Genomic DNA, 14,381 nt, shown 5'->3' on the forward strand with positions numbered 1-14,381 from the left:
TCTCTATCATAATATACACACAAATATTATGATAAAAAAATAGAACTTTTTTAATCACATCAGACCATAAAATCAAAATTTACCACTATAATTACAGCAGAAAATCCATTTTTTGATTCGCATGCTCAAGATTCAATGTACAAAGAGCAATTGACAACAATCAATAAATTTGATTGATTGTACGCTTTCAAGCATAATGAAGGATACTCTCTAAAAAAAATATGGTAAATTTAAAAATATTTTATCATCCCATTCTTATAAAAATATGCGACAAGGAATAGAAGGGAAAGCACGTTATCCATAAAGGAATAAATACAATGCTCACAATCCACAATTTAAAAGACTTTCCTCTCTATATGACGCGCCTTATAGCTACTTTATAATGAGCAATACTACGATTAATTTTATATTTTTAACTATATGATAGTTCTTGTTTTTTTGCAAAAAAGATAGCAAAAAATATTTAAAAAGAGCGATTGCATCCTACAAAGGAATCTATGCAATTAATCTTTAGTAATTCACAAAACCTCCACTTAAATACAAAACGAGAAGGACAATTTTTGTTTTTACTTTTATCATGCGATCCATCTCAAAAAACATCCTATATCATAAACGCCCCATTGATCCCTTAATCCAACCAGCTGAAATCAATGCGCATAAAATACACGGACAATCACTGTCAATTAGCTTTCACAGATCCGTTATGATTCGTCAGATATCCCCAAAAATATTTCAAATATATGAAAAAACACAAGCCCTATTCCTCCATCTTTTTGCAAGATAGAACAACTGAAACACCAAGATGATCATCAACTATCATCATTAATGGAAGAAAATATTGCCCTATACTTGTCTATCATCCAAGAACAAGTTATTTCTGACAACATAATATAAAGGAGAAATTATGAGCAGAACTCCCCCTATCGCCATTATTATGGGAAGTCAATCTGACTGGAAAATCATGAAATATGCAGCTGATATGCTGGATACGTTAGGAGTTGATTACGAAGCACGCATTATTTCAGCACATCGCACTCCCGATCGATTAGTAGAATTTGCTAAAAACGCTCGTTTCGAAGGATTTAAATTAGTAATTGCGGGAGCTGGCGGAGCTGCACATTTACCTGGAATGATCGCCGCTATGACATCTCTACCTGTCTTAGGGGTACCAATAATGTCGCGAGCGCTCCAAGGGCTAGACAGCCTTTTATCAATTGTTCAAATGCCCGCAGGAGTGCCTGTAGGAACCCTAGCCATTGGGAAATCTGGGTCGGTCAATGCGGCTTTATTAGCAATAGCGATTCTTGCGCTGAATGACGAAAATATTACTGAACGTTTGGAAGATTGGCGCATCCAACAAACGACATCAGTTTCCGAATACCCGAAGGATTTTTCAGAATGAATAGAAAAACAATCGGCATTATTGGAGGGGGGCAATTAGCGCGCATGCTTTCTATGTCCGCCGCCCGCTTAGGATTTTGCGTTGTTATTTTAGACCCTGATTCTACTTGCCCCGCCAACCAAGTTTCTAATCGGCAAATAGTGGCACAATATGATGATATAGATTCCCTGAAAAATTTAGCTAATCTTTGCGACTACGTAACATATGAGAATGAAAATATTCCTACTAAATCAATCTCATACCTCTCTACACTGCTTCCCACACACCCATCGGCTAGAGTAATCGAAATTGCCCAAGATCGTTTGTATGAAAAGCAATTTTTCCAAGATTATGGTCTTAGTACAGTAGATTTTTGCGAAATTAATTCACAAGAATCTCTGACAAAAATTCTTACCAATTTCAAAGGTAAAGGCATACTAAAAACAAGACGTATGGGATATGATGGCAAGGGGCAAAAGGTCTATAATCAAAATGATTCCACAAAAAATCTATACGTTTCTCTTGGCAATAAACCGTTGATTTTTGAACACTTTGCAATATTTGATTGTGAAATATCAATTATAGCTGCTCGCGCTCTTGACGGTTCTATGCATTTCTATGACCCCATACAAAACACCCATATTAATGGGATATTACACAAATCGGTAGTCCCCGCCCATATCAGCAAAAAAACAACCTGTTTAGCTTATAGCGCAATGGAAAAGGTTTTGAACGCACTCAATTATGTTGGTGTCCTGTGTATAGAATTCTTTGTTACAGAGGATGGAAACGTTCTCATCAACGAAATGGCACCACGCGTTCATAATTCTGGACACTGGACGGAAGCATCTTGTACTATTTCACAATTTGAACAACATATTCGTAGCATTTCTGGCCTCCCCCTTGGAAATCCCTACAGACATTCAAATTGTGTGATGTATAACATCATTGGATCTGAAATTAATCAATCCGAAAAATGGCTCAATTGTGATTCTAGTATTGTCCATATTTATGGAAAATCAAAAACGCTTCCTGGAAGAAAAATGGGGCATATCACACAGATCTATCCAAAAGATATTCTTGTACATCCTTTGTCAGAAAACCAATAAAACTATTGACTTAAAAATGAAAGAAAGATAGATGTGTTTATCCCTATTGTTTTTATCTGGAGTGCTATATCGTGAAGGTCAGAAATTCTCTTCGTGTACTTAAGTCGCGTCACCGTGCAAATAGAATCGTGCGCCGTAAAAACAGAATCTATATTATCAATAAGATTAGCCCCAAACATAAAGTGAGACAAGGATAACTAGCTTTCTGCTTCGTAAAATGTAAAAGCATTGAATTTTTTTCTTTTTATGCCAGTATCCTTCTTTTTATGTAATAGTATTTGGTAATTTTTGATTTCTATTCATGATGTGCCTGTAGATTTAATCGTGCCTAAATCTATATTTTATGAACTGTAATTTTGAGATTATCAGTCAGAAAGTAAATTTTTATGCATGCTTGGACCTATCCAAAAATGCGGTTTTTTATCCTGCATAATGCTAAAAGATAAAATAATTAACAAAGACATCAACAATCCACAGATCATAGAAGCGATCATGTCTAATGCAGGACGCTTGTATATACCATATTTCCAAGTTCCTATAATGGATGCACAGACTATCGTATAAAGTACGACGAAAATAAAAAAACCACTTACTGGGAAATTACTACAAATCGCACGAGAATCAAATATATTCATCTTTATTACCTGAAGGTCCCAACCACAACGAGGATATCATAAAATTATCTTTTGAGAATAAATTAGTACTCTCTATTAAAAGAGAAGAGCGATAAAATATAAGACAATGATTTGGGATAAAATAACGATCTTCCCATTTTAAAAAATGTATTCTACAACAGCTACCAAAAAATACTTAAAAAGAAAAGAAAAGAAAAGAAACTATTCTTATAAAAAAATATCATCGCGATAATTTTATAAGAACGAGAAATAAAAACAAATCTCTATTGGATTTATATTTTCCTCATTTTAATCTGACAGAAATTTTCTTTTTAATAATAATGAAGAAATATCCATACAAGATCTCCTCTATTTTATTTTTCAAATTATATTAAGCAATGCTGTGGAACTCAATGTACTTGTAAACGATTATTTGTTATCATGATGGATTGATTAAACTGCCTTTAAGGATATATGTCATCTACTCTCATGTGCAAGAAAATATCGATTTTAGCAGAAATGTTTTTAACAACTATCATCTTAGTCAACAATAATGAAACTATATTTATCTCTCCATAAAAGTTCATTCTTCTATTATGTTATCAGCATTATTATGAGCATACACTGCTCTTTTCCATCCTATGCTAAAACAGAAAATCCTAGTGACATTCACACGACATCTACATCGTCTAATGATATGTCAAAAGGAAAAGGTAAAAAAATAATTCCCGCCCAAAAAATTATTTGCAAAGCACGCTTAACTGAAAATAGTCCTTTTATAAACAGCGGTGTTTCTTGGCATGTATTTGATACTACTTTGAATAAAAAAGATACTTTATCAACTATTAAGAAAATTATAGGAGGAATAGTATACTTAGAACTTTTCCCTGGAGATTATTTGGTTAGTGCTTCTTTTGGTCATGTTGGAGTCGTTAAAAGAATAACCGTTACCCCAACAAAACAAATCGAAAAACATACGTTTGTATTCAACGCAGGAGGAATACGTTTATATAGCATATACAAGCCAGATTCACCGATTGTAGACGATGAACTCACCTTTTCTATTTATTCCAATCCCAATCAAAAACCCTTGATGATTGCTGACAAAGTAAGCTCTGGAACACTCATACGATTATTGGGATCAACTAATTATCAAATAACTTCTCATTATGGAAAATATAATGCTGTTGTCAGTACTATCGTTAAAGTAGAATCTGGAAAAGTCATTGATGTAACTATTCAGAATAGAGCTGCCAAAACAACATTTAAACTTGTATCAGAAGCAGGTGGAGAAGCAATTGCTGATACTGCATGGTCAATATTAACAGCTGGTGGAGATACAGTAGGTGAAAGCGTTCATGCTTTCCCTTCTATGATTCTTTCAGAAGGAGATTATGTTGTTATTGCACGCAACAAAGAAAGAATTTACTCCCGAGAATTTTCAGTTACTACAGGGAAAAATAAAGTGATAGAAGTCATTATGAAACAAAAAAGAGTGGATAAAAGTAAGATAAAATAAATCATAATACCACATACATTTGCCTATCCTAAACTAAGAGTTTAAACAGAAATCATAATCAAAAAAATATGATCATTTACTTATATTAACGAAAAAAACATTTATAATGCATCCAATTGACTAACTTAGTTTCTAATATTGAAAGAAGAAATAATGTCTAATACCCGTAATGAACAAGATAGTTTTGGCACTATTGAAGTACAAAAAGATTGCTATTGGGGGGCGCAAGCACAGCGTTCTTTAGAAAATTTCAAAATTGGAGAAGAAAAACAGCCCCTTGTTATCATACGTGCACTTGGAATTATCAAACAAGCAGCAGCGCGTGTTAATATGGAACTAGGAAAACTAGATCCAAAAATCGGAAATGCTATTATAAAAGCATCAGAAGAAGTGATTAGCGGCAAATTAGATGCTCATTTTCCTTTAGTCGTCTGGCAAACAGGCTCTGGAACACAGTCCAATATGAATGTTAACGAAGTAATATCCAATCGTGCAATAGAAATACTAGGAGGAACTATGGGATCAAAAAATCCCGTTCATCCTAATGATCATGTTAATTTATGCCAGTCTTCAAACGATACTTATCCAACAGCAATACACATAGCGTGTGCAGAGCGGATAGTGCATCGTCTGTTACCAACTCTTCGCAATTTACATTCAGCCCTTACAAAAAAAATCAACGAGTTTCAAGATATTATCAAGATTGGACGCACCCACACCCAAGACGCAACTCCTTTAACTTTAGGCCAAGAATTTTCAGGATACGCTGCACAAGTTAAGAACTCCATTAAACGCATAGAAATAACCTTAAATGGTCTTTATGAACTGGCTCAAGGCGGAACAGCTGTTGGGACTGGATTGAATTCTCCAGTAGGATTTGCCGAAAAAATTGCCCTCAACATACGTAACATTACCGGATTACCTTTTATTACCGCTCCTAATAAATTTGAAGCACTTGCTACTCATGATGCTGTTACTTTTTGTCATGGAGCCATTAATACAACGGCTACCTCTCTCTTTAAAATAGCCAACGATATTCGATTCTTAGGATCTGGTCCGCGTTCTGGGCTTGGAGAACTAGCACTACCTGAAAATGAACCCGGATCTTCTATAATGCCGGGGAAAGTTAATCCAACACAATGTGAAGCGCTAACACAGGTTTGTGCTCATATTTTTGGGAACCATGCCGCTATTACTTTTGCCAATAGCCAAGGACATTTCGAGCTCAATGTTTATAAGCCAATGATTGCTTATAATGTTTTGCAATCCATACAACTCTTGAGTGATTCTATTGAGTCTTTTACTAATAATTGCGTCCTCGATATCCAAGCACGTATCGATAATATTAAAAATTCTCTCAACCGATCTTTAATGCTGGTAACTGCTCTGACCTCTAAAATAGGATATGATAATGCAACTATGATTGCCAAAAAAGCCCATCACAACAACACAACACTTAAAGAAGAAGCAATCGCTAGCGGACTCATTTCTGCCGAAGAATATGACACCATTGTTAAACCCGAAAAAATGCTTTACCCTTATTAAATTAAATTTCTAATGGTAAAATAATTGAATTATAATGGGCGAAAAGAATAAAATACTATTAAAAAAATTATACTCGCTAGAATCTTTATATAAAGAAAACAACAATACCCATTGAGAAGTCTTGTCCCTTTCATTTGTACTATAATTTTTTCTATCATCGGGCTATTTCTAGCAAATTCTAGCCATAAATAAAAAAGGTTTGGAACAACGTTTTTATCTCTATTTTTCTATTTCATTTTTTAAAAAAGATACAATGTTGGCAATAGATTGATCCACTTTATTACCATCTGGCCCACCAGATTGAGCCATATTAGGACGTCCACCACCTCCACTGCCACCCAATACCTTAGCAGCTAAACGAACAAGATTAATTGCATTAAAACGATCAATTAAATCTTGCGTAACTGCTATCACAACAGAAGCTTTTTTCTCTTTAGAAACACCAATAAGCATAATGATTCCGGATTTTATTTTTTTTTGCAACATATCAATTAATCCCTTAAGTTCTTTGAAATCCGCATCAGGAATCACATGACTCATGAAATTAACATTTGCAATCGTATGACAAGACAAATCATCAACATTCAATTTTAATTTATGCTTAGCATTGATAAGATGAAGTTCACGACGCTCTTCCCAAATTTCTTCTACACGTTTGACAACATTACTTGGTTGTACTTTCAGAAAAGAAGCGAGTGATCTCACTTTTTCATCCTGCTCAACAAGATATGAACGGGCTCTTTGTCCAGAAACAGCCTCAATACGACGAATACCTGCACTGACCGCACTTTCAGAAACAATATGTACGAGCATAATTTCTCCTGTAGAAGAAACATGAGTTCCTCCACATAATTCAGAAGCATAAACTCTCCCATCGTCAGATTCTATGGAAACAACTCTTACTTTATCACTATATTTTTTCCCAAATAAAGCAGAGGATCCAGATGCTATGGCATCATCTATATTCATAATTCTCGTTATAATAGAATAGTTTTGTGCAATAACATCATTAATATGATCTTGAATCAATTTTATCTCTTCTCTGGTTATTGGCTTTGAATGCACTATATCAAAACGCAATCTTTCAGGAATAATATGCGATCCCTTTTGAGAAACATGGGGACCTAGAATCGTACGTAATGCCGCATGCAACAAATGTGTTGCCGAATGGTTAATACTCAGTTGCCGACGATCTTGGTAATTAATTGTAAGAATAATTGGCATCTCTGTTCGCAATACACCATGTTCAATGGTCGCATGATGAACAAATATTCCCCCTACTTTTTTTTGTACATCAGTAATCTGAAGGCTAACTCCCTCACCAACAGCAATACCCGTATCTCCTACTTGACCACCTGATTCAGCATAAAAAGGCGTTTGATCAAAGAGCACTTCAACTTTTTGTCCTGCTCTTGCTACATCAACTATCGAATCTTGCAGCACAATAGCTTTGACTATAGCTGGAATTCCTTGAGTAAAATCTACCGAAGGTTTTTGGGATAATGAATAATCACCTTTTTTTTCATCTCCCGCTATTACTTTCGAACCATGATGAATATTGTAGCCTACAAACTGAGTAGTGCCGTATTTTTCCTTGAGAGAAAACCAAATTTTTTCTGTTATTTTCTCTCCTAAACCCAAACAATGGGATCGTGCCTTCGACCTTTGTTCTTCTAAAGATTGCTTAAAAGAAGCAACATCTACACCACCCAAGCCCCGTGCCCATAAAATATCTTGCATAATATCTAAAGGAAGACCATGTGTATCATATAATTTAAAAGCAACACTTCCATCTAAAATCGCATTCTTTTCTAGAGAAGATGATACTTCATCAAGCAAATAAATTCCCTTATCCAATGTCTTGCTAAACCGCATATCTTCTACCTTGAGGGTTTCTTCAATAAGCAGCTGAGCTTGAATTAATTCAGGATATGCACTTCCCATTTCAGAACAAAGAACAGGGAAAAGACGCATCATAAGAGGGTCTTCATATCCCAATAATCGAGCATAACACATAGCACGACGCATAATACGCCGTAATACATATCCACGTCCTTCATTTGTGGGCAATATACCATCTGCAATAAGAAAAGAAGATGAACGAAGATGATCAACAATAACACGATGATTGATAATATCATCTCCCTTATATTTTACTCCCGTTATTTGTTCGGAAGCTTGAATGAGGGTTTTAAAAAGATCTATATCATAATTATCCGTCTTCCCCTGCAAGACAGCCGATATGCGCTCTAATCCCATGCCAGTATCTATTGACATACTAGGCAAGATACAACGCTCTTTCTGGCTTTTCTGCTCAAATTGCATAAAAACGAGATTCCATATCTCAAGATAACGATCTCCTGCTTCAGCAGATCCTGGCAATCCTCCTAGGAATCCCTCTCCCTGATCAAAGAAAATTTCAGAACAAGGACCACATGGACCAGTATCAGCCATTGACCAAAAATTATCTTTACCAGCAACACGAATAATTTTATTAGAGGGCAAACCAGAAATTTTTTTCCAAAGATTAAAAGCCTCCTCATCGCCATCATAAACCGTTACAACAATTCGACGACAATCAATATCGAATTCCTTAGTCAGAAGTTCCCAAGCAAGTTTAATAGCTCTTTCTTTAAAATAATCACCAAAAGAAAAGTTACCTAACATTTCAAAAAAAGTATGGTGACGCGTAGTACGACCAACATTATCCAAATCATTATGTTTGCCACCGGCACGGACACACTTTTGTACCGTTGCCGCTGTCTTATAGGAACGTTTTTCCTGGCTTGTAAAAATATTTTTAAATTGAACCATACCCGCATTGGTAAACATTAATGTTGGATCATTATGCGGAATAAGTGAAGAAGAATCTAAAATCTTGTGTTCTCTTTTTTGGAAAAAATCAAGAAATGTCTTCCGAATACTACCCAGATTTCTCATTGCAATAGCCTTTAATTTCTATTGTAAAATCAAGCGCGTTCTACACACCAACTATACCGAATACTTATACAGTAAATACTACTCATTTACTCAACATTAGCGTCATCCCTCGTATTAATTGCAGGTTCCTGTAAAAGGATATCTGAAACTAATCCAGCATTTTGGCGTAATAAATTATCTATATCACTGGCCACTTCAACATTGTCTCGTAAAAACACCTTGGCATTTTCACGCCCTTGACCTAAGCGTTGCCCCTTATATGAAAACCACGCTCCTGATTTATCAACGATAGAAGCCTTAACACCCAAGTCAATCAGTTCACCAACACGAGAAATGCCTTCTCCATACATGATGTCAAACTCCACTTGCTTGAACGGAGAAGCCATTTTGTTTTTAACAACTTTTACTCGCGTTTGGTTCCCAACAATCGCATCCTTTTCCTTAATAGCACCTATACGGCGAATATCTAATCGAATAGAAGCATAAAACTTCAGTGCATTTCCTCCTGTAGTAGTTTCGGGAGATCCAAACATAACTCCTATTTTCATCCTTATTTGGTTAATAAAAATAAGAATACAATTAGAACGAGAAATTGACCCAGTAAGCTTACGCAGTGCTTGACTCATCAAACGTGCTTGTAATCCAGGCAAACTTTCACCCATATCGCCCTCAATTTCAGCACGCGGAGTTAACGCAGCAACTGAATCTACAACAATGATATCCACCGCTCCTGAACGCACCAGCATATCTGTTATTTCCAACGCTTGCTCACCCGTATCTGGTTGAGAAATGAGTAAATTCTTCAAATCAACTCCTAGTTTTCTCGCATAAACAGAATCCAGCGCATGCTCTGCATCCACAAAAGCACATGTTCCTCCTGCTTTCTGAGACTGAGCAATGGCATGAAGAGCTAAAGTCGTTTTTCCAGAACTTTCTGGACCATAAATTTCAACAATACGCCCTTTGGGAAAACCACCTATCCCCAAAGCAATATCCAACCCTAAAGAACCACTAGAAACAACTTCAACTCCTTCAGAAATACTACTTTGAGAGCCAAGCTGCATTATTGACCCTTTTCCATATAAACGTTCTATCTGCGATAATGCCGCATCCAATGCCTTACTCTTATCCACAATATTTATTCCTTATTAATCCAAACTATTTTAGTTGATATTTTAATCCTTTAAAAAGGCAGTAAGACGAAGAAGACATATTAAAAATTATCTCTTGTCCAAGAAATACTAAGAAAATATTTCATATTCTAGGTATTTCCTACATTATTTTTCATTTACAATAAATCATCCCAACAATAGTAAATACACTGCCAATGCGTCTACATCTTATACTTAAAATAACGGTAATACCAATTTTAAGAAATATCAACGGCATGATAATGAGCATAAAGATCTGATTTTTTCAGAAGCTCTTCATGTTTTCCTTTTTCTACAATTACTTTATCATGCAATATAAAAACTGTATCTCCATTCTGAATAGTGGATAGTCGATGAGATGCAAAAATTGTCGTACGCCCCCGTCTCTTTGCACGCAACATTTCCCATATCTTCTTTTCATTTTTAATATCTAGTGCCGAACTCATCTCATCCAACAACAAAATTGGTGCATCTTTCAAAATGGCACGCGCAATGGCGATACGCTGAATTTGACCCGCTGATAAATGTATTGCATCATCTCCTAAAATCGTATCGTATCCTTCTTCTAAACAGCTGATAAATTCATGCGCTTGCGAAGCTATCGCTGCATTCTGAACTTCTTCACGAGTCGCCTTAGGAAATCCTATAGCAATATTATCATGCACAGATGCACTAATCACTAGTGGATTCTGTGGAACCCAAGCAATACACCGACGAATTTCTTTTAATGATACATTCCGAAGATCTATGCCATCTATTTCTATAGATCCTGAACAAGGATTATAAAAACGCAATAACAAAGAAAAAAACTAGTTTTCCCAGCACCAGAAAGCCCCACTAATGCTACTGTTTCCCCTGAACGTACTGTGAAATCGATATTTTTTAAAATAGATTTTGCTGACTTTTTAGGATAGAAAAATGAAACATCTCGAAAAACAATACTTCCCAATACTGGAGAGGGAAGTGCTACAGATAGAGGTGGAGATGGAGTATCCAACTCATATGCCATCAAATCACGCAATCGTTTCAACGAAGCAATTGCTTGTGATATTCCTCCAACAAATCCTGAAGCAGATCTTATTGATCCTAAAAAAGTAAAAGAATAGATTAAAAAATGAGTTAATTTTTCTTGTGACATTCCTTCGATAGACACACGATGCGCCCCCAATAACAATACCATAGAAATGCCACAAGATAGAAAAAAGATCGCGAAACATGTCATACATGCGCGAATGAGTACAGATTTCAGAAAATTTTTATATGTCTTTTCAGATTGTATGTTATAACTTTTTACACTTTCTTTTCCTGCATTAAAAGATTGTATAACCATCATAGATTTAATCATGTCAGAGAAAATATTTAATAGTTTTTTTTCATCAAGATAAAGAGTATTAACTTTTTTACGTGAAAACTTCATGATAATAATAATCAAGATAATTGTTATGCATGCCACGCCTATAATGCTCAGTGAAAGATCTATGCTAATGAAAAACATCATATACATAGAGCCAAGGGCCATCAGCAAATTGCGCAACACAATCGACATGCTGATTCCTATCGTGGTTTTAATTCTCTCTGTATCCCTAACTAAGGTTGAAAAAATATCGCTATGGCTTCTTGAACTAAAAAAAGAAGGAGAAAAATTGATAAGCTTCGCAATAATATCTCTTTGCATAAACAAAATCATGCGCTCTCCGAGCATTGTAGCACAATAATAACGCAAAGAACTCGCAATTGCCAAAAGCAAGAACATAAATACACACCAAAGATACGGCGCTATCCCTACTTTCTTTAACAGAACAGAAGTTATGATAGGAAGCCATAGCATAATACCTGAATAAAGAAAGATCGCTACCAATTCCCCTATTAAAAACCACCAACAATATCTAAGATACAACATCTGAAATCTAAATAATGAAAGGATATTTTTGGAATTCTTCTGTGCCATTTTATTTGCCATATTATATCAATAGACCACTACCGTTGGATTTTATGTTATGCTAATATGTTTGATCAGACATGTTGTGCTAAATTAAAGAAATCACTAATATCTAATTCTTATCTTGTTGGTCTACATTTAATTTAAAATCCTTCATCCTAGGAGAAAAAAATGAAAAAAAACATTCATCCAAAAACTCACTTAATCACAGTCGTTATGACTGATGGAACAGAATATCAAACCCGCACTACTTGGAAAGAAGAAGGAGCTGTCATGAAACTTGATATTGATCCTCTTTCACATTCCGCTTGGATTGGTGGAAAACGAAAAATCACTGATCGCGGAGGACAAGTATCAAAATTCAAAAAACGTTTCTCTGGATTATCAATAGAGTAAATAATAATTTTTACAAATAATATTCCCCCATTTACATATGGTTGATATAAACGATATCATCTATTACATTGAAATAAAAAATTTTTTAGCATTCCTTTTTATTAAATTTAAAGGAATGCACATGCAATATAAAGGTCTCTCAGCGGAATAGATATTGCTATAACAGTAGTAGTATTTTCCTTGAAGAAATAGTTTTTCGCTCACTTGACATATTTGGTCAACAAATAAAAAAACCACATACTCAATCTGTTTTTTATTATCTAGCAATCTAGAAATCATTTGATGATAGCATCCCATAGAAAATATTTATATCCATGCTTCCGCTGTTAAATAACAACTAGCAATCCAATCTCTTAGAAAATAACTCATAACAACCTATCGCGAAAATATTCTCCTAAATATTTTGAAAATTTTTTTTATAAAAAGATATCCAATAATACTTTTCCACAGTTATTCCAGATCATTTACTTTTTTTATAAAACACTGATATAAATGCTCAAAAAATAAGAGAGAATTCTTGTGTTTCTATTATTTTTTGAATATACAAGAGTCGTTGCAGCGTCCGTTCTTCTTATGGAATCTGTGCGCGGGCAACGAGTATGCGCCCTTCGTCTATCGGTTAGGACGTCAGATTTTCATTCTGGAAAGAGGGGTTCGATTCCCCTAGGGCGTACCACTAAAATTGTAAGATATTGATTTAGTAGAACTTTTTTATATAAGTTGGTCTTACCTTTTAAGAAAGTGCGACTAACGCTAGTAATTCATAATCATGTTTTTATCTAATTTTTCAACAACAGCTCTGCTTCAACCTCTCCCCTCAATACCAATCCGTTGAGCTTTTTGCCACCAGCAAAAACCCATTTTCGTATTTCATGAGAAGCAGTAACCCAATCTTCAGCATCTACACATTTCCTTAAAGCGCTTGCCCGATATCTTCCAATTCCAAAATTAAAAACAAAATCTCCAATAGCCGATATGCGGTTTTCACCAGCATGAATAAGAATCGGAGAAACGGTAAATACTTGGCTTAAGCACTTCGAAACATCCCATTTAAGAAGATCATCTGCTTGTTGTTCAGTTATGGCCAAGTTCTCAAAAACATCATTTCCAGTATGGCCATAACCGATAGTCCAAATGCCAGCAGAACATCGATAAGCTGTTAGGCGAAGTCCTGCAAATCTTTTGATTAAATCAAGAAGAGGTTACGAATAGATAAAAAATGCAATTTTCAATTACTAGACTATTTCACTCAGGTGTGTTGTAAAATATTTTTTTATTTTTAAAACCAAAGAGTTTAATGATGATATCAAAAAAAATTGCATTGACTTCCATACTGTTGTCATCGTCTGTATGGTTAAATGGTTGTGATTTGTTAGAATCTGAATCTCATAACACTCCTGCGAAGATAGCTCAAATACCAATAGCAAATACTTCTTGTAGTAAAAGTACAGAAGAACTAATAATACCAAAAGAAGAAAATAAATCTGGTAGTGATAGTGGAAATACAAAACAAATACTGGTTAAATCTGATAGCCAAATACTGTATGAAAAATGGAAAGAATCGAAACGAAAAGAGGACGAATTAAGTTCTAAAGATCTTGATCTAAAAATTAATTACGATTTTTTGTTGAATAAACATGGAGGCGACAAATCACACCCAGAGGTAAAAGAAGCAGACGCTAAAATTACCGAATTGTATCATGTGACTAAGCCAGTATGGAATGCGACGAATCAACTAAAGAGAGACTATAAGAATTTAACAGGCAGGGATCCTAAATAACCGCTCA

The 14,381-nt window shown here is 35.0% G+C and carries 11 protein-coding genes, 1 tRNA gene and 1 pseudogene; 8 read left to right on the forward strand and 5 right to left on the reverse strand.

Annotated elements, in window-relative coordinates; translation table 11 throughout:
• Positions 1–904 precede the first annotated feature (904 nt).
• The 3 genes from purE (at position 905) to rpmJ (ending at position 2,687) form a co-directional block, all read left to right on the forward strand.
• Positions 905–1,402 (forward strand): 5-(carboxyamino)imidazole ribonucleotide mutase, encoded by a 498-nt coding sequence (purE, locus tag CKC_RS04895; protein WP_013462414.1) that lies wholly within the window; start codon positions 905–907, stop codon positions 1,400–1,402.
• On the forward strand, positions 1,399–2,490 hold the full coding sequence (locus CKC_RS04900) for a 5-(carboxyamino)imidazole ribonucleotide synthase (protein ID WP_013462415.1): 1,092 nt from the start codon (positions 1,399–1,401) through the stop codon (positions 2,488–2,490). The genes purE and CKC_RS04900 overlap by 4 nt, the downstream gene beginning before the upstream one ends.
• Positions 2,491–2,561: 71 nt before the next feature.
• Complete coding sequence (gene rpmJ / locus CKC_RS05995; protein ID WP_076969620.1) at positions 2,562–2,687, forward strand: 50S ribosomal protein L36; 126 nt, start codon at positions 2,562–2,564, stop codon at positions 2,685–2,687.
• A 168-nt stretch (positions 2,688–2,855) separates the two neighbouring features.
• On the opposite strand, the gene CKC_RS04905 is transcribed toward rpmJ, so the two are convergent.
• Entirely contained in the window at positions 2,856–3,125 is a 270-nt protein-coding gene (locus tag CKC_RS04905) for a hypothetical protein (protein WP_013462416.1), read from the reverse strand.
• A gap of 592 nt (positions 3,126–3,717) precedes the next feature.
• On the opposite strand from CKC_RS04905, the gene CKC_RS04910 reads away from it, so the two are divergent.
• Together CKC_RS04910 and fumC are read left to right on the forward strand one after the other, a co-directional pair.
• On the forward strand, positions 3,718–4,623 hold the full coding sequence (locus tag CKC_RS04910; protein WP_013462417.1) for a hypothetical protein: 906 nt from the start codon (positions 3,718–3,720) through the stop codon (positions 4,621–4,623).
• 153 nt (positions 4,624–4,776) lie between these two features.
• Entirely contained in the window at positions 4,777–6,168 is a 1,392-nt protein-coding gene (gene fumC / locus CKC_RS04915) for a class II fumarate hydratase (protein ID WP_013462418.1), read from the forward strand.
• Between the two features lie 219 nt (positions 6,169–6,387).
• On the opposite strand, the gene alaS is transcribed toward fumC, so the two are convergent.
• The 3 genes and pseudogenes from alaS to CKC_RS06430 form a co-directional block, all read right to left on the reverse strand.
• A complete protein-coding gene (alaS, locus tag CKC_RS04920; RefSeq protein WP_013462419.1) occupies positions 6,388–9,108 on the reverse strand; it encodes an alanine--tRNA ligase in 2,721 nt (906 codons plus the stop codon).
• 86 nt (positions 9,109–9,194) lie between these two features.
• The gene (recA, locus tag CKC_RS04925; RefSeq protein WP_013462420.1) at positions 9,195–10,241 is read right to left on the reverse strand and encodes a recombinase RecA; all 1,047 of its coding nucleotides are present in this window, start codon (positions 10,239–10,241) and stop codon (positions 9,195–9,197) included.
• A 236-nt stretch (positions 10,242–10,477) separates the two neighbouring features.
• Positions 10,478–12,219 (reverse strand): annotated as a pseudogene (locus CKC_RS06430) (ABC transporter ATP-binding protein).
• A gap of 150 nt (positions 12,220–12,369) precedes the next feature.
• On the opposite strand from CKC_RS06430, the gene rpmE reads away from it, so the two are divergent.
• Together rpmE and CKC_RS04940 are read left to right on the forward strand one after the other, a co-directional pair.
• Positions 12,370–12,594, forward strand: a complete 225-nt coding sequence (gene rpmE / locus CKC_RS04935) for a 50S ribosomal protein L31 (protein ID WP_013462423.1) — start codon at positions 12,370–12,372, stop codon at positions 12,592–12,594.
• A 601-nt stretch (positions 12,595–13,195) separates the two neighbouring features.
• Positions 13,196–13,270: transfer RNA gene (locus CKC_RS04940), tRNA-Glu, on the forward strand.
• Positions 13,271–13,373: 103 nt separating this feature from the next.
• Here CKC_RS04940 and CKC_RS04945 read toward each other — a convergent pair.
• Positions 13,374–13,781: a glycoside hydrolase family protein gene (locus tag CKC_RS04945; RefSeq protein ID WP_044054126.1), complete on the reverse strand. Its 408-nt coding sequence runs from the start codon at positions 13,779–13,781 to the stop codon at positions 13,374–13,376.
• Positions 13,782–13,894: 113 nt separating this feature from the next.
• Here CKC_RS04945 and CKC_RS04950 point away from each other — a divergent pair, with 113 nt between their 5' ends.
• Positions 13,895–14,374, forward strand: coding sequence for a hypothetical protein (locus CKC_RS04950; RefSeq protein WP_013462424.1), 480 nt, complete (start codon positions 13,895–13,897; stop codon positions 14,372–14,374).
• Positions 14,375–14,381: the final 7 nt, after the last annotated feature.

The organism is Candidatus Liberibacter solanacearum CLso-ZC1, assembly GCF_000183665.1.
GTDB classification, from domain to species: Bacteria; Pseudomonadota; Alphaproteobacteria; order Rhizobiales; family Rhizobiaceae; genus Liberibacter; species Liberibacter solanacearum.

What these genes read in the sequence shown, in the direction of transcription:
- CKC_RS04950 (WP_013462424.1), top strand. Translation starts at nt 13,895, where the DNA reads ATGATATCAAAAAAAATTGCATTGACTTCCATACTGTTGTCATCGTCT.
- alaS (WP_013462419.1), bottom strand. Translation starts at nt 9,108, where the DNA reads ATGAGAAATCTGGGTAGTATTCGGAAGACATTTCTTGATTTTTTCCAA.
- CKC_RS04905 (WP_013462416.1), bottom strand. Translation starts at nt 3,125, where the DNA reads ATGAATATATTTGATTCTCGTGCGATTTGTAGTAATTTCCCAGTAAGT.
- CKC_RS04910 (WP_013462417.1), top strand. Translation starts at nt 3,718, where the DNA reads ATGAGCATACACTGCTCTTTTCCATCCTATGCTAAAACAGAAAATCCT.
- rpmE (WP_013462423.1), top strand. Translation starts at nt 12,370, where the DNA reads ATGAAAAAAAACATTCATCCAAAAACTCACTTAATCACAGTCGTTATG.
- fumC (WP_013462418.1), top strand. Translation starts at nt 4,777, where the DNA reads ATGTCTAATACCCGTAATGAACAAGATAGTTTTGGCACTATTGAAGTA.
- CKC_RS04900 (WP_013462415.1), top strand. Translation starts at nt 1,399, where the DNA reads ATGAATAGAAAAACAATCGGCATTATTGGAGGGGGGCAATTAGCGCGC.
- purE (WP_013462414.1), top strand. Translation starts at nt 905, where the DNA reads ATGAGCAGAACTCCCCCTATCGCCATTATTATGGGAAGTCAATCTGAC.